The organism is Pseudomonas sp. AO-1 (genome assembly GCF_019775695.1).
GTDB lineage: Bacteria > Pseudomonadota > Gammaproteobacteria > Pseudomonadales > Pseudomonadaceae > Aquipseudomonas > Aquipseudomonas parakoreensis.
This window is the reverse complement of sequence record NZ_CP079947.1, coordinates 4,929,598-4,950,576: the sequence shown is the minus strand read 5'-3', so window position 1 is coordinate 4,950,576 and position 20,979 is coordinate 4,929,598. Positions and strand designations below refer to the sequence as shown.

At 56.1% G+C, this 20,979-nt stretch carries 25 protein-coding genes and 1 riboswitch; of the genes, 9 read left to right on the top strand and 16 right to left on the bottom strand.

Annotated features, from left to right (window positions below; all coding sequences use genetic code 11):
- Window positions 1–33: 33 nt before the first annotated feature.
- Together KVQ82_RS22410 and KVQ82_RS22405 are read right to left on the bottom strand one after the other, a co-directional pair.
- Window positions 34–1,026, bottom strand: a complete 993-nt coding sequence (locus KVQ82_RS22410; RefSeq protein ID WP_012723159.1) for a beta-propeller fold lactonase family protein — start codon at window positions 1,024–1,026, stop codon at window positions 34–36.
- Window positions 1,027–1,184: 158 nt separating this feature from the next.
- Window positions 1,185–2,081 carry a LysR family transcriptional regulator gene (locus KVQ82_RS22405; RefSeq protein ID WP_222015963.1) on the bottom strand — a complete coding sequence of 299 codons (897 nt, stop codon included), beginning with the start codon at window positions 2,079–2,081 and terminating at the stop codon, window positions 1,185–1,187.
- Between the two features lie 115 nt (window positions 2,082–2,196).
- On the opposite strand from KVQ82_RS22405, the gene KVQ82_RS22400 reads away from it, so the two are divergent.
- Complete coding sequence (locus KVQ82_RS22400) at window positions 2,197–3,366, top strand: TDT family transporter (RefSeq protein WP_012723161.1); 1,170 nt, start codon at window positions 2,197–2,199, stop codon at window positions 3,364–3,366.
- Window positions 3,367–3,374: 8 nt separating this feature from the next.
- Here KVQ82_RS22400 and KVQ82_RS22395 read toward each other — a convergent pair whose 3' ends face one another.
- Window positions 3,375–3,977, bottom strand: a complete 603-nt coding sequence (locus KVQ82_RS22395) for a uracil-DNA glycosylase (RefSeq protein ID WP_032657055.1) — start codon at window positions 3,975–3,977, stop codon at window positions 3,375–3,377.
- Window positions 3,978–4,028: 51 nt separating this feature from the next.
- Between KVQ82_RS22395 and KVQ82_RS22390 the strand changes: the two genes are divergently transcribed.
- Both KVQ82_RS22390 and cydB read left to right on the top strand, forming a co-directional pair.
- Complete coding sequence (locus tag KVQ82_RS22390; RefSeq protein ID WP_012723163.1) at window positions 4,029–5,456, top strand: cytochrome ubiquinol oxidase subunit I; 1,428 nt, start codon at window positions 4,029–4,031, stop codon at window positions 5,454–5,456.
- Window positions 5,457–5,459: 3 nt separating this feature from the next.
- Entirely contained in the window at window positions 5,460–6,467 is a 1,008-nt protein-coding gene (cydB, locus tag KVQ82_RS22385; RefSeq protein ID WP_012723164.1) for a cytochrome d ubiquinol oxidase subunit II, read from the top strand.
- Between the two features lie 131 nt (window positions 6,468–6,598).
- Here cydB and ppa read toward each other — a convergent pair whose 3' ends face one another.
- The 8 genes from ppa to KVQ82_RS22345 form a co-directional block, all read right to left on the bottom strand.
- On the bottom strand, window positions 6,599–7,150 hold the full coding sequence (ppa, locus tag KVQ82_RS22380) for an inorganic diphosphatase (RefSeq protein ID WP_012723165.1): 552 nt from the start codon (window positions 7,148–7,150) through the stop codon (window positions 6,599–6,601).
- Between the two features lie 114 nt (window positions 7,151–7,264).
- On the bottom strand, window positions 7,265–8,548 hold the full coding sequence (gene eno / locus KVQ82_RS22375; RefSeq protein ID WP_012723166.1) for a phosphopyruvate hydratase: 1,284 nt from the start codon (window positions 8,546–8,548) through the stop codon (window positions 7,265–7,267).
- Window positions 8,549–8,621: 73 nt separating this feature from the next.
- Window positions 8,622–8,963: a hypothetical protein gene (locus tag KVQ82_RS22370; protein WP_032657050.1), complete on the bottom strand. Its 342-nt coding sequence runs from the start codon at window positions 8,961–8,963 to the stop codon at window positions 8,622–8,624.
- A gap of 103 nt (window positions 8,964–9,066) precedes the next feature.
- Window positions 9,067–9,333 carry a hypothetical protein gene (locus tag KVQ82_RS22365; protein WP_012723168.1) on the bottom strand — a complete coding sequence of 89 codons (267 nt, stop codon included), beginning with the start codon at window positions 9,331–9,333 and terminating at the stop codon, window positions 9,067–9,069.
- 42 nt (window positions 9,334–9,375) lie between these two features.
- Window positions 9,376–9,699: a DUF190 domain-containing protein gene (locus KVQ82_RS22360; protein ID WP_012723169.1), complete on the bottom strand. Its 324-nt coding sequence runs from the start codon at window positions 9,697–9,699 to the stop codon at window positions 9,376–9,378.
- A gap of 83 nt (window positions 9,700–9,782) precedes the next feature.
- The gene (locus tag KVQ82_RS22355; protein WP_012723170.1) at window positions 9,783–10,148 is read right to left on the bottom strand and encodes a hypothetical protein; all 366 of its coding nucleotides are present in this window, start codon (window positions 10,146–10,148) and stop codon (window positions 9,783–9,785) included.
- A complete protein-coding gene (locus KVQ82_RS22350; protein ID WP_012723171.1) occupies window positions 10,145–11,491 on the bottom strand; it encodes a voltage-gated chloride channel family protein in 1,347 nt (448 codons plus the stop codon). Before KVQ82_RS22350 ends, KVQ82_RS22355 begins: the two co-directional genes overlap by 4 nt.
- Before the next feature lie 80 nt (window positions 11,492–11,571).
- Window positions 11,572–11,644, bottom strand: a riboswitch (Fluoride riboswitch).
- Between the two features lie 95 nt (window positions 11,645–11,739).
- Window positions 11,740–12,063, bottom strand: coding sequence for a DUF190 domain-containing protein (locus KVQ82_RS22345; protein WP_012723172.1), 324 nt, complete (start codon window positions 12,061–12,063; stop codon window positions 11,740–11,742).
- A 278-nt stretch (window positions 12,064–12,341) separates the two neighbouring features.
- Here KVQ82_RS22345 and KVQ82_RS22340 point away from each other — a divergent pair, with 278 nt between their 5' ends.
- Window positions 12,342–12,734 (top strand): transcriptional regulator, encoded by a 393-nt coding sequence (locus KVQ82_RS22340; protein WP_086791954.1) that lies wholly within the window; start codon window positions 12,342–12,344, stop codon window positions 12,732–12,734.
- A gap of 78 nt (window positions 12,735–12,812) precedes the next feature.
- Here the strand turns inward: KVQ82_RS22340 and KVQ82_RS22335 are convergent, their stop codons facing one another.
- The 3 genes from KVQ82_RS22335 to KVQ82_RS22325 form a co-directional block, all read right to left on the bottom strand.
- On the bottom strand, window positions 12,813–13,682 hold the full coding sequence (locus tag KVQ82_RS22335; protein WP_222015961.1) for a DUF6279 family lipoprotein: 870 nt from the start codon (window positions 13,680–13,682) through the stop codon (window positions 12,813–12,815).
- Window positions 13,683–13,753: 71 nt separating this feature from the next.
- Window positions 13,754–14,473 carry a TorF family putative porin gene (locus KVQ82_RS22330; protein WP_222015960.1) on the bottom strand — a complete coding sequence of 240 codons (720 nt, stop codon included), beginning with the start codon at window positions 14,471–14,473 and terminating at the stop codon, window positions 13,754–13,756.
- Window positions 14,474–14,679: 206 nt separating this feature from the next.
- The gene (locus tag KVQ82_RS22325; RefSeq protein ID WP_016985943.1) at window positions 14,680–14,868 is read right to left on the bottom strand and encodes a hypothetical protein; all 189 of its coding nucleotides are present in this window, start codon (window positions 14,866–14,868) and stop codon (window positions 14,680–14,682) included.
- Window positions 14,869–15,218: 350 nt separating this feature from the next.
- On the opposite strand from KVQ82_RS22325, the gene KVQ82_RS22320 reads away from it, so the two are divergent.
- The 3 genes from KVQ82_RS22320 to KVQ82_RS22310 all read left to right on the top strand — a co-directional run bounded on the left by KVQ82_RS22320 (window position 15,219) and on the right by KVQ82_RS22310 (window position 17,736).
- Entirely contained in the window at window positions 15,219–16,055 is an 837-nt protein-coding gene (locus KVQ82_RS22320) for a S1 RNA-binding domain-containing protein (RefSeq protein ID WP_222015958.1), read from the top strand.
- A gap of 102 nt (window positions 16,056–16,157) precedes the next feature.
- Window positions 16,158–16,562: a DUF2177 family protein gene (locus tag KVQ82_RS22315; RefSeq protein WP_222015956.1), complete on the top strand. Its 405-nt coding sequence runs from the start codon at window positions 16,158–16,160 to the stop codon at window positions 16,560–16,562.
- A gap of 241 nt (window positions 16,563–16,803) precedes the next feature.
- On the top strand, window positions 16,804–17,736 hold the full coding sequence (locus KVQ82_RS22310) for a DMT family transporter (protein ID WP_086791948.1): 933 nt from the start codon (window positions 16,804–16,806) through the stop codon (window positions 17,734–17,736).
- Here the strand turns inward: KVQ82_RS22310 and KVQ82_RS22305 are convergent.
- Window positions 17,681–18,862, bottom strand: coding sequence for an MFS transporter (locus tag KVQ82_RS22305; RefSeq protein WP_222015954.1), 1,182 nt, complete (start codon window positions 18,860–18,862; stop codon window positions 17,681–17,683). The genes KVQ82_RS22310 and KVQ82_RS22305 overlap by 56 nt on opposite strands.
- A gap of 104 nt (window positions 18,863–18,966) precedes the next feature.
- Here KVQ82_RS22305 and KVQ82_RS22300 point away from each other — a divergent pair, with 104 nt between their 5' ends.
- Window positions 18,967–19,860, top strand: a complete 894-nt coding sequence (locus KVQ82_RS22300) for a LysR family transcriptional regulator (RefSeq protein ID WP_041070227.1) — start codon at window positions 18,967–18,969, stop codon at window positions 19,858–19,860.
- A gap of 142 nt (window positions 19,861–20,002) precedes the next feature.
- On the top strand, window positions 20,003–20,131 hold the full coding sequence (locus KVQ82_RS31680; protein WP_003184145.1) for a PA1414 family protein: 129 nt from the start codon (window positions 20,003–20,005) through the stop codon (window positions 20,129–20,131).
- Between the two features lie 120 nt (window positions 20,132–20,251).
- Here the strand turns inward: KVQ82_RS31680 and KVQ82_RS22295 are convergent, their stop codons facing one another.
- The gene (locus KVQ82_RS22295) at window positions 20,252–20,977 is read right to left on the bottom strand and encodes an MBL fold metallo-hydrolase (RefSeq protein ID WP_222015952.1); all 726 of its coding nucleotides are present in this window, start codon (window positions 20,975–20,977) and stop codon (window positions 20,252–20,254) included.
- Between the last annotated feature and the right edge of the window lie 2 nt (window positions 20,978–20,979).

The window sequence follows — 20,979 nt, the reverse complement described above, 5'->3', positions numbered from 1 at the left end:
AGCAGGCCCTCGAGAAGGCCTGCGTTGTTTCGATCAGTCAGCCTTGAGCGTCGATACCACCTTGTTGCTGGCGAGATCGACGGTGGAGATGCTCAGGTCCTCGTTGAGGACATAAGCCTTCGACTTGTCTTTGGTGAAGACAATGGCCTGGCGGGGTGCCTTCAAACCGGTCACAGTGGTCGTCACTTTCAGCGTTTTGGTGTCTATCACTGACAGGGTGTTGTCACCCAGGTTACCCGAGTAGACGTGCAGTCCGTCTGGAGTCAGGGCTGCACCGTAGGGGTCTTTGCCCACCATAACGGTGGTTGTGATAGCGCGTTTTTGAGTGTCGACAACTGCGATGCTGTTACTGCCGCTGTTAGCCGCGTACAGCGTATTGCCGTCGGCCGATATGGAGATGGCGCGCAACTTGTTGAAGCCAGTGATCTCACCTTCGATCTTATTGGTCTTGCTGTCGACCAGGGTGATTTTGTCGCCAAGAAAGTTGGTGACATAGACGGTTTTGCCGTCAGGGCTTACTCGGATGCCTTGGCGCGGTTGGGAGAAGCCAGGTACCACAGCTACTGGTCGTTGGTGATCAAGGTCAATAACCGACAAGGTGCTGGCGGCCTCGTTGTTGACGTAGAGCAGGCTCCCATCCTTGCTGAGCGTGGTACCAAAAGCACCTGCACCTAACGGAAGATCTGCGATGACTTTTAATGTTTTGGTGTCGATCTTACGAACGACCCCTAAGCTGCTGTCGGAAAGGTAGAACACATCGCCGTTTGGAGAAAAGACAATGTTGCGTGGCGTGATATAGCCGGTGAGAACCTGACGAACCTTGCCGGTTTTCAAGTCGTAGACCACCACGTCAGGACGCTGACTGTAGGAGACTACGGCTGTCGATTCGTCAGGGCTGACAGCCAGTGAGTTGTTATGAATATCACCATCGAAGGTCCAGCGATCTTCCGCTGCCGACGCACTCATTGATGCGGCGAGCGCGATACCCAACGCCAGTGCAGTCACTGTTTTCTTGATCACATTCATCAGAGGTTCCTCACAAGGGGCAGCCAGGCGTGAGATTGCGCCTTGGCAAATGCAGCTCGCTGATTGCTGCTAGACAATGAGTTGACCTTAAGCGCTTGGGATAAATTCCGAAAACAAGTTGTTGTGGTAGTAGTTACCTACTTTTCAAATAGATTTCGTTAGCTTTGGCTCGCAAACTGAGTGCAACTTTGCCAGAACCGTTCAAGTCCGGACGAGATGAATTTTTCCCGGTGGCGGATCAGAAAAAAGCGCCGGCTCAGCCCAGGCAACGCATGCGGCAGTTCAATCAGGTCTTGAGAAGTCAGCAGATCCCGAACGACCCTGCTCGACAGGCAACTGATGCCGATGCCTTGTGCAAGGACGTGTTTGATGGCTTCTGAGCTGCCGATCTGGCGGGTTTCAGCGAGGTCGTGCAGGTGACGCAACAGCAACTGTTCGACTTCCTCCCGAGTGCCCGAGCCAGGTTCGCGGAGAAGCCACTCAGCAGTACGCAGGTCATCAAGGGTGACCTGCGACTTGAGTGCTAAAGGGTGACGTTGGCCCGCTACAATGAGCAGTTCATCTACAAGCCAAGGTTCGGCACTCAGTTCGGGCAAGTGGCACGGTCCCTCAATCAGTCCCATATCAATCTCGAAATCTGCGACCTTCCGGGCGATAGCCATGCTGTTGGCCATATCAACATCGACCCGCAGGTGCGGAGCCGATTGGCGTAACTCGCCAAGTATCAATGGCAAAACATAGTTGCCTATAGTGGTACTACAGCCTACCCGCAAGCGAGTCTTCAGCTCTGCATGCCCTGGAAGGAAGCTGTTTTCTATCTGCAACGCGTTCTCAAGCATGCTTCTGGCCTGGGGCAGTAATGCTTGGCCGTTATTGTTTAACACCAAGCGTTTGCCTACGCGATCGAAAAGCCGGATATCCAAGGCGCTTTCCAACTCGTTGAGTGCGGCGCTGGTGGCCGATTGCGAAAGTGACACAGCGATGGCCGCGCTGGTGGTGCTGCCCTGTTGCGCAATGGCGCAGAAGATTTGCAATTGACGTAGGCTTAACTTCAATTTTCTACCTCTTTAACAGGTAACGTAAACCTATACTATCCGTTTAGCCGCTAACCTCATCAAGCTATACTTCAGGCAAGTCACATTGAATGAACACTGAAGCGGGAGCGCGAAAATGAGTGATACACGACTCGCAGCGATTATGGGCGGCAGCCATCCACTGGCAGCATTGTCCAATCCACGAGAAGCGATCCGGCAGTTCACACCTAACTGGTTCGCCGCCACGATGGGCACCGGGATTCTGGCTCTGGCTTTGGGCCAACTGCCATTTGCCGCGCAGTGGCCCAAAGTGTTAGGTGAAGCCTTGTGGTTTTTCAATATCGCGTTGTTTTGCCTCTTTACGGTGTTGTACGCAAGCCGCTGGGCCCTGTTCTTTAATGAAGCCAAACAGATCTTCGGTCACTCCACCGTGTCGATGTTTTTTGGAACCATCCCCATGGGGCTGGCGACAATCATCAACGGATTTCTCCTTTATGGCTTGCCACGCTGGGGGGATGGGGTTGTCGCTTTAGCTGAAGTCCTGTGGTGGATCGATGTCGCCATGGCGTTGGCGTGCGGGGTTCTGATCCCGTTCATGATGTTTACCCGCCAGCAGCACAGTATCGACCAGATGACAGCAGTATGGCTGCTACCTGTGGTTGCGGCCGAGGTAGCCGCCGCCAGTGGTGGGCTACTGGCGCCGCACCTTGCTGATGCGAGTGCACAGTTCACCCTGTTGATCACCAGCTACGTGCTATGGGCATACTCAGTGCCCGTTGCCTTGAGTATTCTGGTGATTCTGCTGCTGCGCATGGCATTGCATAAATTGCCTCATGAGAGCATGGCGGCATCGAGCTGGCTTTCATTAGGGCCCATTGGTACTGGTGCGTTGGGGATGCTGGTACTCGGCAGCGACGCTCCGGCGATCTTCGCCGCTCATGGAATGGCCGGCATCGGAGGCGTTGCCGAGGGCATTGGCTTGATCGGTGGTGTGCTGTTTTGGGGGCTTGGATTGTGGTGGATGGTTTTGGCGCTGCTGATTACCGGTCGCTACTTCAGGGAGGGTATTCCTTTCAACCTCGGCTGGTGGGGTTTCACCTTTCCGCTAGGCGTGTATGCGGTGACTACCCTTAAATTGGGCTCCATGTTGCACCTCGCGTTCTTCAATTTTGTGGGCGTGGTACTGGTATTGCTGCTTGCGATCATGTGGATCATCGTCGCGGCCAAAACTTTGGTAGGCGCGTATCGCGGCAACTTGTTCATCTCGCCCTGCATCGCCTCGCTGAACAAGATGAGCAAACCCTGAACCTTTGGCTACTCAATCGACTGTTTGGCGTCACGCAGCGTGGATAGGATGCGTTGCCGAACACTCGGGTGAGTGCAAACAGAAAGCGGGCTGGGGTGTGGCATCTCGAGCAATGAGATATCGGGAAAGGCGTGTCGAACCCGCAGCATCGCCTGCTGAGCGACACGTCCGGCAAATACGACAGTCGCGAGATCAGGAAAATGCGGAAGCAGCGTGATTAGCTTCTCAATTCCCTCCTCAATTTGCGCCCTGCGGAGCGACGCCTTGGGCTTTTCAAGATCGGGCAGCCAAGGATATAGATTCCAGATAACGGTCTCTCGGCGTTCCAACCCAACCTGTTCCATGAAACTTTTGAGGTTGCGTTGTGCAGGCCCCGGATTGTCTCGTGAGACATACCGTGCACGACTGACCGTTCGCGCGGGTGACTCTAGCAATATCAATATTTTGGCGTAGACGCCGCCATCCAACGGATCGAAATACGGCAAGGTTTTGTCGCCCGTGGACTGGGAAATCACCCAGCGCGTCAGTTGCGCAACGTTCGGCATCAGCAGAAAAATTTCTCGCGCTTCAAGCGAAATCCCGAGGGGGGCGGTGCCTTGGTGAGTCGACACTGACAAGACGCTTCCTCTATTGATACGAAATTGCCATTAGGAGGCCACGATATGTTCGATCTTCAAGCTCTTGACCTCGCGCGAATGCAGTTCGCTTTCACCGTTTCATTCCACATCCTGTTCCCGGCAGTTACCGTCGGGCTGGCTGCTTATCTAGCAGTGTTGGAAGGTCTTTGGTTGAGGACGCATGACAATACCTATCGGACCTTATACCACTTTTGGATCAAAATCTTCGCAGTCAACTTCGGTATGGGTGTGGTGTCAGGATTGGTCATGGCGTATGAGTTCGGTACCAATTGGAGCAGATTTTCGTATTTCGCCGGCCCTATAACGGGGACCCTACTGACCTACGAGGTACTGACGGCTTTCTTTCTTGAAGCTGGATTCTTGGGTGTGATGCTTTTTGGTTGGAGTAGAGTCGGCCGTGGCCTACATTTCTTTTCTACCGTGATGGTGGCCGTTGGCACCTTGGTTTCCTCGTTCTGGATTCTCGCCTCTAATAGCTGGATGCAAACCCCACAGGGCTTCAAAATTGATCATGGTCAAGTGATTCCGATGGACTGGCTGAAGATTATCTTCAATCCGTCTTTTCCTTACCGCCTGGTGCACATGTCGATTGCTGCCTTCGTGGCAACGGCGTTCTTTGTCGGCGCTTCAGCAGCCTGGCACCTGTTGGGAGGTCGCGATAACCCGGCCGTCCGTCGAATGTTATCAATGGCGATGTGGATGGCGTTGATTGTGGCGCCGATACAAGCCGTGGTGGGCGATGCTCACGGGTTGAACACTTTGGAGCATCAGCCGGCAAAAATTGCGGCAATAGAGGGCCACTGGGAAAACGTGGGCAATGAGCCGACGCCGTTGATCCTGTTTGGCTGGCCCGATATGAAGGCTGAGAAGACCCGGTTTTCCGTCGAGATTCCCTACTTGGGCAGTTTGATCCTTACCCACAGCCTGGATCGTCAGATTCCTGCCTTGGCATCCTTTGCGCCGGAGGATCGCCCCAACTCGACTATCGTGTTCTGGTCGTTCCGTATCATGGTTGGCTTGGGAATGCTGATGATTTTCACTGGACTGTGGAGTCTATGGTTGCGAAAGCGCGGCACGCTCTACCGGTGCCGCTCGTTCTTATACTTCCTGATGCTTATGGGGCCGTCAGGGCTGATCGCCCTATTGGCCGGCTGGTTTACCACTGAAATCGGTCGTCAGCCTTGGGTAGTGTATGGACTGCTGCGCACTGCCGATGCTTCGTCGAACCATAGCGTGGCGCAGATGAGCATTACCTTAGTGCTGTTTGTCCTGGTTTATTTCGCGCTTTTCGGAACCGGCTTGGGCTACATGATGCGCCTGGTACGTAAAGGACCCCAAAATCACGAAGGCGACGCGCTTAGCCACGGTGGGCCTGGCCATCTGCGAACACCTGCCCGTCCTCTATCTGCCGCCCACGGTGGCGATGCTGATAGCCATCACAAGGGGCATTGACTCATGGGCATTGATCTTCCGCTGATTTGGGCCGTGATCATCATCTTCGGCATCATGATGTACGTAATTATGGACGGCTTTGACCTAGGGATTGGCATTCTTTTTCCTTTCATGAAGGGCTCGGGCGATCGCGACGTAATGATGAACACGGTCGCGCCTGTCTGGGACGGCAACGAAACCTGGCTCGTGCTTGGCGGCGCGGCGTTGTTCGGCGCCTTCCCGCTGGCCTATTCGGTGGTCCTGTCGGCCCTGTACCTGCCGCTGATTTTCATGCTGTTCGGGCTGATTTTCCGCGGCGTGGCCTTCGAGTTCCGTTTCAAGGCCACTGACGAGAAGCGCCACATCTGGGACAAGGCCTTTATCGGCGGCTCCCTGGTGGCGACCTTCTTCCAGGGCGTGGCGTTGGGCGCCTACATCGACGGCCTCCCGGTGGTCGATCGCCAGTACGCCGGGGGCGGCCTAGACTGGCTGACGCCGTTCAGTCTGTTCTGCGGCGCTGCGCTGATAGTTGCGTATGCCTTGCTTGGCTGCACCTGGCTGATCATGAAAACTGAAGGCGTGCTGCAAAAAGCCATGCATAACCTGGCCCGTCCTTTGACGTTGGCACTGCTGGCTGTGATCGCCGTGGTCAGCTTATGGACGCCGCTCGCCCATGGCGATATCGCTGCACGCTGGTTCTGCCTACCGAACCTGTTCTGGTTCCTGCCGGTGCCAGTCCTAGTGTTGGTGACTATGTGGGGGTTGTTCAGGGCCGTGGCGAGCAGTGCTCACTACGCGCCTTTTATCTTGACCCTGGTATTGATCTTTCTGGGTTACAGCGGCCTCGGCATCAGCCTGTGGCCGAACATCGTCCCACCGTTGACGTCGATCTGGGATGCCGCAGCCCCCCCGCAAAGCCAAGGTTTTATGCTTGTAGGTGCTCTGCTCATTATCCCGATCATTCTGGGCTACACCATTTGGAGCTACTCCGTGTTCCGAGGAAAGGTTAACGATCAGGCAGGCTATCATTGAGTGAACTGACACCCTTTAAATGCCTCGGGAATCTCTAGTCCGTTCAGGAATGCAGTCCTTGGGTTACTTCGCCATCAGTGACATTATTGCAGTGCTTGGAGCGTAGCTCGGTACACAGGTGGCCACATCCTTTAATGTGGCGAGTGGTCCCCCTTTTTTGGTTTATACGTAGCTACCGATTTGCGAATCTCTTCTCGGGCCTCATCTGCGCTCCCCCAACGGCCCATCTTTACCCACTTACCCGGCTCCAATGCCTTGTAGCTTTCGAAGAAGTGCTGGATCTGTGCGAGGAGTAATGCAGGGAGGTCAGAGAATTCCTTTATGTTGCTGTACACAGAGCTTAGTTTTTCATGAGGCACCGCGATCACCTTGGCATCCGCTCCAGCTTCGTCCGTCATGTACATCACGCCAACCGGGCGACTACGAATGACAACGCCAGGCGATACCGGGTAAGGGCAAATCACCAAGACGTCCAACGGGTCTCCGTCATCGCTCAACGTATTTGGAATGAACCCGTAGTTGGCCGGATAGAACATGGGCGTGCTGAGGAAGCGGTCTACGAAAATTTGTCCACTCGGCTTGTCCACCTCGTACTTGATCGGCGAGTGGTTTGCAGGAATCTCGATAACGGTGAAGAAGTCATCGGGGATCGCGTTACCAGCTGGAATATCCGTGTAGCTCATGCTCATATCTCCAAGCGTCTAGGAAAGGCCAATGCCACTGACGTTTTTGCCAACAGCGATATGTGGTTCGTTTTTTACGGTAACCAGTACAACAGGTTTACCGGCTATAGGCCGTCAGCGCACGAATGCATCATGTCCTGCATAAAACGCATGGCTGCCAAGATGCTCTTCTATTCTCAGAAACTGATTGTATTTCTCGACCCGCTCCCCTCGACATGGAGCGCCCGTCTTGAGATGGCCAGTACCCATGGCAACAGTCAGATCTGCGATGAAGCTGTCTACAGTCTCCCCGCTACGATGAGAAACCATAGCTCCCCAATTTGCCCCGTAAGCCATTACGATGGCGGCTTTGGTCTCAGTCAGGGTTCCGATTTGATTGGGTTTAATCAGTACAGCATTGGCGACGTTTTCTTTGATGCCTCGTTGAATCCGTTCGACGTTGGTGACAAACAGGTCATCTCCAACCAACTCGATCCGGTTACCCAGCGCAGCATTCAATTGCTTCCAGCCCGACCAATCGTCTTCCGCGAGGCCATCTTCCAGTACCGCAATCGGGTACTTGTCGACCCAGGAGGAATAGAGACTAATCAGCTCTTGAGCATCGACCTTACGACCTTCAGAGCGCAGATGGTAAAGACCGTTCTCATAGAAACCGCTGGATGCTGGGTCGATAGCGATCTCGATCTGAGATCCAGGGGTATAACCGGCCCTTTCAATTGCCTTAATGATCAGCTCAATGGCATCTGAGTTTTTCTTGAGCGTCGGCGCAAAGCCGCCTTCATCTCCGACCGCTGTTGAGTAGCCGGCGTCCTTAAGCACCGCTTTCAGCTCGTGGTACACCTCAGCGCCCCAACGCAAGGCTTCCTTGAAACTGCCAGCCCCTGTAGGTGCAATCATAAATTCTTGGAAGTCAGGGCCTTGCCAGTTTGCGTGAACACCGCCATTGAGAATATTGAACATTGGGACGGGCATTCTTGCTGCTTGCTCGCCGCCCAGATATTGGAACAAGGGCACTTTCATCGCAGAAGCCGACGCTCTGGCTACGGCGAGGCTGACGCCCAAGATGGCGTTTCCTCCAAGCCTAGACTTATCAGGTGTTCCATCCAGCTTAATCATCAGATGATCAATCTGTTCCTGGTCAACTGCATCCTGGCCTCTCAGAGACTCAAGTATTTCGGTATTCACATTGCTAACGGCCTTTAACACTCCTCTGCCGGAATACCTCTTTGGATCATGGTCACGCAACTCAACAGCTTCGTGAGCGCCTGTAGAGGCACCGGACGGGACTGAAGCCCGGCCCAGTGTTCCGCACTCCAAGGTGACGTCGACTTCAACGGTAGGGTTACCGCGTGAATCGAGAATTTCACGTGCATGAATAGCCTGGATTTGCGTTTTCATTGATTTTCTCCAAGGGACGATTCGGGAACGTCATTAACCATGTGAATAAGTCGAGAGGCCTCGATTTCGGAAGTCAGCTCTCCATGAGTATTCTGAACAGCTGCACTGCCGACACCGCAATTGCGGGAACCAAGAAGCCTCCAATAATTAGCTCAGGAATCTCTCCCACCAAGGGCATGAATTGCCCTCCCTTTGCCATCTGGAAAAGCTCCAGCATTTGGTTTGACGCAACCATCACAGAACAGCAGTACGCAGTCTGGGCTTGTAGCATGGCCCGCCTTTGATCTAGCAGATGAAACGTCAGCAACGACACTCCAATGCTTACGATGAAAAGCGCGACGAATTCATAGACGGATCCTGTAAAAAGCCTGCCCATCACAAGCCCGAATACGATGCTCAGCATCACTGCGCTCATGTGGTATCCCATTTCTCTAAAGTGGTTTTGATGAGCCGACGTCGGTGAGTTCCATTTCGCAATCTCATCTTTGGATTGCCCACCACCATCGCGCTCGTAACGTTCAACGTTGCTGTGCTCTCAGCTCGTAGCCAGGTACGCAGGTGATGGTCACGTCTGCCTTGCAGGATTTCTCACTGGGCATGCGCATCGTGACCAAGGCGCCTTCGAGCGAGGTGACGATGTACCAACCCTCGCTCGATACCTTTTGGCTGCCTGCAATGCCCGCCAAAAAAAGCGCCCAAAAAACCAGTCCTACGAGGAGCGGCCTGTTGTCACGAGCCCAGTTGACGGGGGCTGGCTGTGGACGCAGGTTATAAATTCGGTACATGGCGTTTATCCTTTTTACTGGTTGTCCAACAAACCGTGGTTTTCAGCTTTTCGCCTGGCCCACTCGACCGTACTCGATGGGCAATTTGATAAAGCTCAGCGAAAACGCCTCCTTGGCCAATGCTTCCAGCAACTTCTCGCACCCGGGCTCATCAGTGGATATCGTCACTGTGACCGGATGATCAGCACCGCTGAGGAAATGCGCGGTATGCAAATGTCCTAAATGATCCAGGCCTTCCGTACCGCTCACCAGCGTCGCTCCCAACATGCCCTCTCGTTTGGCGAACTCAACCAGCCACTCCCCGAGTGGAAGATGCTGGTAGTTGGTACTCTGTTCAGTGAAAAACGTCAGTTGAAAGCCATTCATGGCAACATCCTCTAATGTGGCGAGAGCGACCAACGGTTAGTCGGCTATGCCTCTTCATTTGCGAACTGTTTCTTCGAACTGAATTACAAGGCTTCACTGAGCGGTAACTCGCATAAGAGAAGAACTGCTCGCACCTTGCGCAACTCGTCAGCGTGGTCGCGCAGGAAGGTGCGCAGCTTGACCTCTGTATCCAGCAATTCCAGACACTGCGGATGACGCATATCACCAAGCTCCGGGTGATGATGGGAAATGCGATGGCCCGTCAAATAGCCCGCAGAAATCGGTTTGAGCATGACCTGATCAATCTTGGCTTTCTGCGCGACTTTAAGAAGGTGTTGGGCAAGTGCGGGCGCACTCAGGTGATGCCAGAAATTTGTAACTCGAGCCCGACTAGCGCCAGGGAAATAGAGCTGCAAAGCTGTCAGGCGATCTTGGCGATGTTCGGTCATTTCTCTTCCCCAATAAAAGTCACTTTGCGCTCGCTGGCGGATTCACTTTGAGCATGAAATTGCTTGATATCGGAGAGCCGGATTTCCTTCGGCAGAGGACGGTGATGCTTGCTGTGACCGACGCGCTGGGCGTGATAGATCCCGGTATGCCCGGATACGAGGTAACTTGCGATACAGGCAATGGCTGCAAGCGGAGCAATTTCAGGCCCGAAGAGCTCCATGGCCATGACAATGGTTGCCAGTGGCGTATTAGCTGCACCAGCGAAGACAGCGACAAAACCGATACCAGCCAGCATGCCGAAGGGAAGATGTAAGAGGGGCGCTAGCGCGTTCCCCAAGGTGGCTCCAATGTAAAACAGCGGAGTGACTTCGCCGCCCTTGAATCCAGTCCCCAGGGAGACAACGGTGAACAACATCTTTCCAAGCCAGTCCCAAGGAGCCATTGGCATTTGAAAGGATTGGACGATGCTCGGAATCCCCAGTCCGATGTACTTATCGACATCGGTGTAATGGTTGCTACCAAGCGCCCACACTGCCACTGCGATCAGAAGGCCGCCGGCGAATGGTCGTAATGGCGAATAGGAGATAAGTCGTTTAACGAAAGCCCCTAGCTTATGGGTGGTCGTCGCGAATAGCAGGCCAGTGAGGCCGAAGATAATCCCAGCGGCGACCACAGCCATGACGCTCCAGAGCTGCACGGGAACCACTTCGCCAATGACGTAATGCGTATGAACCACTCCCCAGGCTTTCCCCACCTGGTCAGCAACGATTGCCGCAACCACGCAAGGGAAAAGCGCGTCGTAACGCATGCGTCCGATGGCCAACACTTCAAGTCCGAACAAAGCCCCGGCAAGAGGGGTGCCGAAGACGGACGCAAAGCCAGCACTGATACCGGCCATGAGAATCACCCGGCGATCTTCGCGGCGTAGCCGAAAGACATGCGTCAATTGATCCGCAAGAGCGCCGCCCATCTGCACCGCCGTTCCCTCACGTCCCACAGATGCACCGAAGAGGTGGGAAACCACGGTTCCGATTAGCACCATCGGCACCATGCGCAAGGGAATAGTCTTTTTAGGATCGTGGATCTCATCGATGATCAGGTTGTTTCCGGCATCAACTGGTTTGCCTATCAGGTGATACGCAAGTCCCACGGCAAAGCCAGCAACTGGCAGGAGCCAGAGCACCCAGGGATGGGCTTCTCGCCACTGGGTGGCATGATCCAAAGAAAGGAGGAATAACGCAGAGGCAGAGCCTGCCAAAAGAGCTACAAGACCAGCAAGCGCAAGCCATTTCGCAATATAGGGCAGTAAGTCGAGTTGTTCAGGTCGTCGAAATTTAGACATTTGGCCAGCCACAAAAATGTAAGTGGGCCTGACCAAAAAGGGGATTCTGGGCGCGAACGCCTACAGACCTGGTTGATCAGGTTTCTGTAGGCATCATCAGCTGCTACGGGCACAGCGGTTGGTTAATGGAGGAATGCCATCTCCAATGAGCCGATCTTAGCGAGCTCTGTCCAAAATGTAAAATCGTGTTTCGGAGCACGAGGCAAGCGTAGGCGTCTTCGAGTCACCGCTTATGAAAGCAGGCCAGACTAGGTGACTTCTGTTCCGGCGAAGCCCATCTCAACTGGGGTTTTTATGTAAAATAACGAGATATCTTCAAGCTCCAATCGCTTGAATAACTGCACAGATTCGTCCTCGGTAATGGCCATACGAATTTCGGTAGGCTGATCCGCTAGTTCAAAAAAATGCGAGGAATGCAGCCGGCCGGTATGCCCAAAGCCTTCGATACCTGTGGACAGAGTCGCACCCCGCAGTCCCATTTCTTTCGCCAAATCAACGATCCAGTCGCCGAGCATCTTTCCCTGATAGCGACGATTCTGTTGAGTAAAGAAAGTGACCAGAAAACCTTTCATGTTCCTCTCCTAAGCGCGTGCTGATTATTTGATAGGACAGAAGCCCGGCAGCCGTCATTGCCACCCGGGCAGGATTCACACTGGCATCAAGCGCACTGGTCAAGTCGGATGCAAACGACTGGTCAAGTCGAATGCAAATGGCTGGTCAAGTTCATGCAATTGCCCACAAACAGCATGTCGGTCGCTCGCTGCGGAAAATGCAGCTGAACGGCTGCGGTGTGTCCGGGTCACAACCTATGACAGTGGCCCAAATCACGCGCACCGGAGGTTGAATCAGGATGACGACTTATAACTGGGATTTGATTGAACGCTTGCTGCATGAAGTGCAGAACAGTGCAGGCGAAAGTTTCGCGCCGCGAAAATATGCCGAGGACTACGCAGCAGAGAAAGCCAGTGCGGGCGAGCCGATCGAGAATCTGGATCACCTGAAAACGGTGGCCTGCGAGTACGAGAAGTTACTGCTGGACCGTGGGTTCATCGAACCGCGTCCGGATCATGAGGGCAGCACCGGTAACAATTTCATACTGACCCCGCGGGGTTCCAGCTTGTTGAGCCTGATCGACAGCAGCATTCCCGGCAATGATCATCCGCGGCAAGTGCTGGATGAGCAGGACGATGCGCTGGATGAAGCGACATTCGATGAAGTGGCTTCAAAGGCGCAGATTGCCTGAATGTCAAAGATCGAAGGCTCCGGCAGCTCCTACACATAACCCTGTCGGAGCTGCCGAAGGCTGCGATCTTTTGATCTTCTATTCCTGCTTTACTGCCTTCAGACACTTCAAATCATTGAAGTCCTTACGCACACCCTCGATCTTCTTCAACAACCGCTGACGCTGCTGCGGCGTACTCTCGGCCATCAGATCCACCGCCAGCGAACGCGCCTGCGCTTCGGTGTTGGCGTAGGCTTTTTGGTAATCCGCTGTCCATAAACGCTCGCGGTTGACCAGAAGTGTCTCGATTCGTTGTGGGAATTCCGGACTCTTGCGCTGAGCAACGGCATTGCTGAACTGCTGCTGCCAGTGGGCGCGGTTGGCGATCCATTGGGTATTCTGATCGCCCAGGGCGGTCGACCAGGCCATTACCCGTTGTTCCTGAGTGACGCTCAACGGACCCAGCCAGTCGGTCAGGCGCTTGTCCATGCGTGCGCCGCGTTCGGCAATCTGTTGCGCCAGCGGCGGTTTAACGTATTCCTTTTCACGTTTGCGCAGATCCTTGGCGAACGCGTCGTTCATTTCCGCCACTTGTTTGTCGTCCAGCCCTTGCAGTAACTCGATGGCCGACGGTGTGATCTGGCGTGCTGTTTCGGCGATGGCCTGTTTGGCCTCTTCGGTTCGCGCTTGCAGCGCAGCGTCGGTCACCTGATTGGTTTCCACCATGTTCTGCAAACGGTCCAGCCAATCGAGGTAGCCCGGCAATTGTGTGGTGCAGTGCCAGTTCAGGTGCTCCTTGAGCCGTTCGTTGAACCAGTCTTTTTGCTCGCCGTTCATGTCCAGGTAGTCGCCGAGCGTCCACGGGATGATCACGTCGAGGTTGCGGTAGGCCAGGCCGACACGGCTGCAGGCGCCGAGGGCAAGGGTGAAGATCAGCAGGGTGGCGAGGTGTTTGAACCAGCGAGACATGAGCGAATCCTTGCGAGAGCCTGACGTCTGATTCTCATGTGAACGCAGGAAGCTCCCGGCAGTTCAGCCCATCAATAGAATGCGCGCTCGGCCTTGAGCGTCACCAGTCCGTCGCACTGACTGTTGTGCCCGGAATACGCCGAGCAATCGCTGCCACTGAGGTTGGAATTGCTGTAGATCAGGTCGAGATCGACGCCCATGAACGGTCGGGAAAATTTCACCGACCAATCGGTAAAACTGCTGACATAACCACCGTCCACTGACACCGGCGTGTTCAATTGATGGGTGGTGTATTTCATGCTGATCCCGATGCCGAACGGCTGATTGCCACCCAGATCGGCGAACAGCGTGTTGTTCTGTTTGTCCGGGTCGTTGCTGACGGCTATACCGAAACGGCTGCCGAGCAGGGTCAGGCCGCCGAACAGCTCCTGGCTATCGAGGGTATCGACCTTGGGATAGCTGTAGTGGATCATCCCGACTTCGTAGCCGAGGGTCTGATCGAAAGGTTGTTTGAAGCCGACGTAGGAGTCGATTTCCAGGTTCTTGCCCGGGGTCAGGCCCATGCTCGGCGCGTATTGGCCGACATACAGGCCGCTGTCGTGGCTCAGATCGAGGCCGCCGTGGAACGAGCCGACGGCTGCCGGCTTGACCAGACCTTGGGCCATGCTGCGGCTGGGCGTGGTGCCGAGTTTGAGGTCGAAGTCGCCGAGCTCGCGCTGGAAAATCTGCGCGTGCACCGATGACCAGGCCAGTAGGCCCACAAGCAATAAACAGGAATTTGATTTGAGCATGCGTCACTCCATGAACAGCGAGGGCAGGGCTGAGCCTGCTGAAACGCTTGATCCAGACGCGTGCAAGGATACCGGCGAATGCTCGGCAATGCTGGCCGTTCGTCGATTTTCAAAAGATTGATTAAACAGAAGTGAGGGTGTTGCGCGGGTGCCTGTCCAGACGCTTCGAAGCTCAAAGCGTCTCAGGACGGGTGTTTTACCGGGTGTTACTTCTTGCCCAGGCTGATCTGCTTGGACGGGCCGAACGTCTGGCCGCTGACGCCTTTGGCAATTTGTTGGATTTCGCCGCCGGACTTGAGGAACGCTGCGATTTGATCATTGATCGATTCGCTGGTTTCGACGGCTGGAGCTGGCTTTGCTTTGCTGGTGGATGCTTTTACACGCATGGCGGCCATTAACCTGTAGAAAAGTAACTCGGCCAGGCATCGTACAGGAATAACTTGACAATTGCTTGATAAATATCCCCGGGAATAACTGAGTGTGCGGGTGGATTATTCTCGCTTAATTATTCGAAATATCCGCCTAAGCCACTGTTTTAAATAACAACATTTATTGCTCGTTACTGAAAATGTAAGCCGTGAAACGCTGCGTCAGGTGCCGCACTGGCCTGACGAATGGCGAGTCGCTTGCGCCAAACCAAGGAAAATCAAGGTGCCCAGAGGATTTTCTTCGCCCGGCTGCTCGTTCGGCGAACGAGACCGGCAAAACCGGGTAGAATGCCGCCACGCAATGAGGGTTTTGGAAAATGGCTTTAGTCGGGCGTTACAACAGTTTGCAAGTGGTTAAACACACTAACTTCGGTTTATATCTGGACGGCGGTGCTGACGGCGAAATTCTTTTGCCCAACCGTTATATCCCTAAAGATATTCCCAGCGAAGATGAAGACTGGCTCAACGTATTTATTTATCTGGACAGCGAAGACAAACTTCTCGCTACCACTGAAAAACCAAAAGTTCAGGTCGGCGAATTTGCCAGTCTGAAAGTGGTTGAAGTCAACAGCATTGGCGTGTTTCTCGATTGGGGCCTGCCAAAAGATCTGTTGCTGCCGTATTCCGAAGAAAAGCGGCAGATGACCGCTGGCGAGTACTGCGTGGTGCACGTGTACCTCGATAAACACACGCGCCGCATCACCGCGACCGCACGTCTGGATCGCTACCTCGACAAGACCCCGGCCAACTACAGCGCCGGTCAGGAAGTTGATCTGCTGGTGGCTGAAGCCTCCGACATGGGCTTCAAGGCGATCATCAACAACAAGCATTGGGGCTTGATCCACAAGAATGAAATCTTCAAGTTCATGCGCTCCGGCATGCGCGAGAAGGGTTTCATCAAGGAAGTGCGCGCCGACGGCAAGATCAGCCTAAGCCTGCAACCGGTAGGTCAGGAAGCGGCGAGCAGCCTCAGCTCGAAAATCCTCGCCAAGTTGCGCGAAAACAATGGCACGCTGGCCGTCAGCGACAAGAGCGATCCGGCGTTGATCAGCAGCCTGTTCGGCGTCAGCAAGGGTAACTTCAAGAAGGCCATCGGTTCGCTGTACAAGGAAGGCAAGATCGTCATTCATGCTGATCGCATTGAACTAACCTGAGTGACCGTTGGCCCCATGTAGGAGCTGCCGCAGGCTGCGATCTTTCGATCTTCAAAGGCAAAAGATCGCAGCCTGCGGCAGCTCCTACATGAGGGTTTGCAGATGAAGAAAGCGTTGATTGCCTATGGCGCCACACTGCTGGCGTTTCTGTTGCTCGACGGTATCTGGCTCGGCGTATTGATGGCGCCCACCTACCGCGAGCTGCTCGGTTCGCTGATGCTCGAAAAACCGCTGCTGGTTCCGGCAGCGGTTTTTTATTGCCTGTACGTTGTTGGTTGCGTGCAGTTTGTGGTGTTGCCGGCGCTGAGCTGGCAACGGGCGGCACGAATGGGCGCGTTGTTGGGGCTGGTGGCGTATGGCACGTATGACCTGACCAATTGGGCAACGTTGCGTGGGTGGTCGGTTCAGGTGAGTTTGATGGATTGGGCGTGGGGGACGTTTGCCACGGCTGTTGCCTGCTCGGTTGGTTTCCTGGTTGCGAAGCGATTTGTGAGGTCAGCTGCATAATCCTGGTTGTCTGGGCAGACGCCTTCGCGAGCAAGCTCGCTCCCAAAGGGGAAGTGCGGTCGACTGTGGGAGCGAGCTTGCTCGCGAATGGCGGCGCAGCCGACAACCATTCACCTGTGACGTTACTGACGCATCCAAAGTCTTTTTCAGACGGCTTTTTTTGCCCGACTGATTGATAATCCCCGACACAGATTTTCGACCAGTGGATGGCTGCCATGTTGTGTGTGTTCGAGGTGTTGCGGTGAGTGTCGAGCGGCGCAATGCCGACGGGTTTGCCTTGCAGGTGATGATCGGCCTCTGCCTGATCTGGGGCGTGCAGCAAGTGATGATCAAGTGGGCCGCGCCGGACATCGCGCCGGTGATGCAAGCCGCCGGGCGCTCGGGGATTTCTGCGCTGCTGGTGGGCCTGCTGCTGTGCTGGAAGGGCGGTTGGGATCAGGTGAGCAACACCTGGCGCGGCGGACTGCTGGCCGGCGCGTTGTTCGGTCTGGAGTTCTTCTTCATCGCCGAAGGTCTGCAGCTGACCACCGCCGCGCACATGTCGGTGTTCCTCTACACCGCGCCGATTTTCACTGCGCTCGGCGTGCATTTCCTGTTGGCCAGCGAGCGCTTGCGACCGCTGCAGTGGCTGGGGATTCTTCTCGCGTTTGTTGGTATCGCCATTGCCTTCGCCGGCGGCGTGTCGTGGGACAACCTCGACCGGCGCATGCTGCTGGGCGATGCGTTCGGTGTCATTGCCGGCGCCTGCTGGGGCGCGACCACCGTGGTGGTGCGCGCCTCGCGTCTGTCAGAGGCGCCAGTGACGCTGACCCTGTTCTATCAGTTGATCGTCGGCTTCGCTGGCCTGCTGTTGATCGCGTTGTTCAGCGGCCAGATCAGCCACGTCAGCCTGACCCCCGTGGCGGTGGCCAGCGTGTTGTTTCAGGGTCTGGTGGTGTCGTTTTTCAGTTACCTGACCTGGTTCTGGCTGCTGCGCCGCTATCTGGCGGCCAATCTGGCGGTGTTTTCGTTCATGACGCCGCTGTTCGGCGTCACCTTCGGCGTGCTGCTGCTCGGTGAAGCATTGAGCGTGAACTTTGTCATCGGCGCGGTACTGGTGTTGCTGGGCATCACTTTTGTCAGCGCTGAGCAGTGGGTGCGTCGGCGTTTGCGCCAAGCCCTCGGCCAGCGCTGACTGACTGCAAGGCCAGCCCACCGGCAATCAGCAGACCGCTGCCGGCGATCACCAGCGCCGGTTGCAAGCCGCCGCTGAAATGGCTGCTCAGCGCCGCCAGCAGCGGGCCGCTGAGCTGGCCGACGGCAAAGCACGCCGTCAGCAGCCCGGCGTTGCGCTGGGTGCTGTGCGGCGCCAGTTCCCGCGAGCGTTGCATCACCAGTTGCATGCAAGCGAGGAACGGCATGCCGCACAACACCACCCCCAGCGCCAGGCCATAACCGCTGCCCAACAGACAGGCAAAGACCCCGAGCGCTTGCAACCACAGGGTGGCGGTCAGCCAGTGCCGTGTGGTGTTCGGGTCGTGGCGTCGCAGGCTCACCAGCAACACGCCGATGGCCGCGCCAAGGCCGAAGCACGGCCAGAACAGATCGGCCTGCCATTGCCCGTGAAACTGCGCGTTGGCCATTTGCGAAAGGAATGTGGCCGGAATGATGTAACCCACGCCATACAGCGCATACACCATTGCCAGTCGCGGGATGCCGCGATTCGAGTGACTGGCATTGAGGGTGGCGACCGGCGTGTGGGTGCCCGGTTGCGGCAGGATTCGCACGATCCCCAGCAGCATCAGCATCGCCACGCCGGCATAGATCAGCCACAACGTGGCAGAGGTCTGGTTCAGCAGATGTGAGAACAGTGCCAGCAACCCGGTCAGAAAAATTCCCAGTCCGGGGCCGGCAAATACCAGCGCACCCAGCCGTGGCCGACCTGCCGCCGCTGCCAAAGGCTGACTCAGCGCCGTAATCATCACCAGCACCCAGGCACTCGCCACTCCGGTGCCGAAGCGCAGCAGCAAATGCGCCCAGAAACCGTTGGCCCAGAACGATGCCAGCGTCAGCACCACGCACAACCACAAACCGCCATGCAAACGCCGCTGCACTTGCGGCGGACGATGGGCGAACATCGCATCCACCGCGCCCAACAGATAGCCGAGGTAGTTGGCCGCGGCAATCAGACCGGCGGCCGTCAGATCAATCTGGCCTTCGCTGAGCAGGTGCGGCAGTTGCGGGGTGAGGGCGAAACGCCCGATGCCCATGGCCATCATCAGGGCGATTAAACAGGCGGATAAGCGAATCAGTGGCGACATGGTCAGGATTCCTTTAGAGGAGCAATGACCGTCAGGCTAGAACCGATTGACTTTCTTTAAAATTGAATAATAGTGAGAAACTTGTTCTGTTATGGAGAAGATTTGTGGAGTTCAGCCAATTGCGGATCTTTCAGGCAGTGGCCGAGGAAGGTTCGATCACCCGCGCCGCCGAGCGTCTGCACCGGGTGCCGTCCAACCTGTCGACCCGGCTCAAACAGCTGGAAGAGCAATTGGGCGTCGAACTTTTCGTCCGTGAGCGTCAGCGTTTGCAGTTGTCCCCTGCGGGAAAAGTCCTGCTGGACTACACCGGCAAGCTGTTTGCCCTGCGCGATCAGGCGAGTGCGGCGGTGATGGGCGGGCAACCGGCCGGGGATTTTGTCCTCGGCACGCTGTACAGCACCGCGGCGATCCATTTGCCGGCGCTGTTGGCGCGTTATCACAAGCAATACCCGGCGGTGAACCTGCAAGTGCAATCCGGGCCCAGCGGCGAGTTACTCGAAGGCCTGGTCTCCGGGCGCCTCGACGCGGCGCTGGTGGATGGCCCGCCGCAACTGGCCGGGATCGACGGTGTGCCGCTGTGTGAGGAGCGTCTGGTGCTGATCAGCGAGGCCGATCATCCGCCGATCCGCAGCGCCAAGGACGTCGAGGGCAGGGCGGTGTTCACCTTCCGCCATGGCTGCGCCTACCGCGCCCGGCTGGAGGCCTGGTTCGTCCACTATCAGGCGGCAATGGGCCGGGCGATGGAGATCGAGTCCTATCAAGGCATGCTGGCCTGCGTGATTGCCGGCAGCGGGGTGGCATTGATGTCGGAGTCGATGCTGGCCAGTCTGCCGGGGCGCGAAAGCGTCGCGGTGCATCCTTTGGCCGAGCCGTTCGCCAGTGCGACAACGTGGCTCATGTGGCGCAAGGGCATGGTCGGGGCCAACCTCAATGCCTGGATTGAACAGCAGCAAGCGCTCTATCCCGTGGCATCGAGTGAACCCCGGCGCACGGCGTGAACCAACCCATCGTAATTCTGTTCAATTCAGTAACAGATCATTGCGGATTTGGCCGAGCATTGCGTAGGACTTCGGACTATTATCAGTGCGAAGCGGCCTCAGAATTCCGGCCGCTCAGCACTACCCTGAAGGGGGCATGACGATGAAAGAGAAAATTCAGAACTGGCTGCACGATTTGGGTGTAGCCCTCGGCTTGATCGAACCGCCTCTGCAACCCGTACCGATCCGCACCGATGACGAACAGCGCCGGCGTCAGCCTCGCCGGCGGTAGTGCTCAAATAAAAGATCAAAAGATCGCAGCCTTCGGCAGCTTCCAGGGGAATGTGTTTCCTGTAGGAGCTGGCGAAGGCTGCGATCTTTTGCTTTTGTGGTGGAGCTCAAACTTCAGGCCTCAAGCGTGCCCGCGCAGCCATTGGTCAATCATCGAACGTAAATGCCCGCCGGAAAAACTGCCGAAATGCCCGCCATGCACGGTGCGGATCGGCAGCGCCTGCAAGCGCCGCAGGCTGGCGGCGTAATCCTGCAGATCGGAGTGGTAGGCGTCCTCGATCAACGGCCCGTCGTAGATGATGTCGCCGCTGAACAGGGTTTCGGTCGCCGCTTCATACAGGCTGATGCCGCCCGGCGAATGCCCCGGCGTGTGCAGCACCTGCAGCGTGCGGTTGCCCAGATCCAGCACGTCGCCATCCTCGACAAACCCGGTGGCCGGCGCGGCCTTCACCCGGTATTCGGCGTAGCACAGCGGACAGTCCGGGTGCGCCTCGAACATGTCGTCGCCGACAAAGGCCCGGCTCAGGTCATTCTCGCCGTCCGGCGCGGCGAGGATGTCGGCCTCGGCGCGATGCACCAGGCGTTCGGCGAATTCGTGATGCCCGGCGATATGGTCGAAATGGCAATGACTGGCCACCGCCACCAGCGGCCGTTCGGTGAGCCACGGCAGCTGCTCGCGCAGGCTGACCAGTCCCGAGCCACTGTCGAGCAGCAGATCCTTGTCGCGGCCCTGGATGTGCCAGAGGTTGCAGCGATAGAACGGGCGGATGTACGGCTCATGGATCAGCCGAATCCCGTCGCTCAGGTTCTGCACTTCAAACCACTGATCGCGCGAAACGATCTTCATAA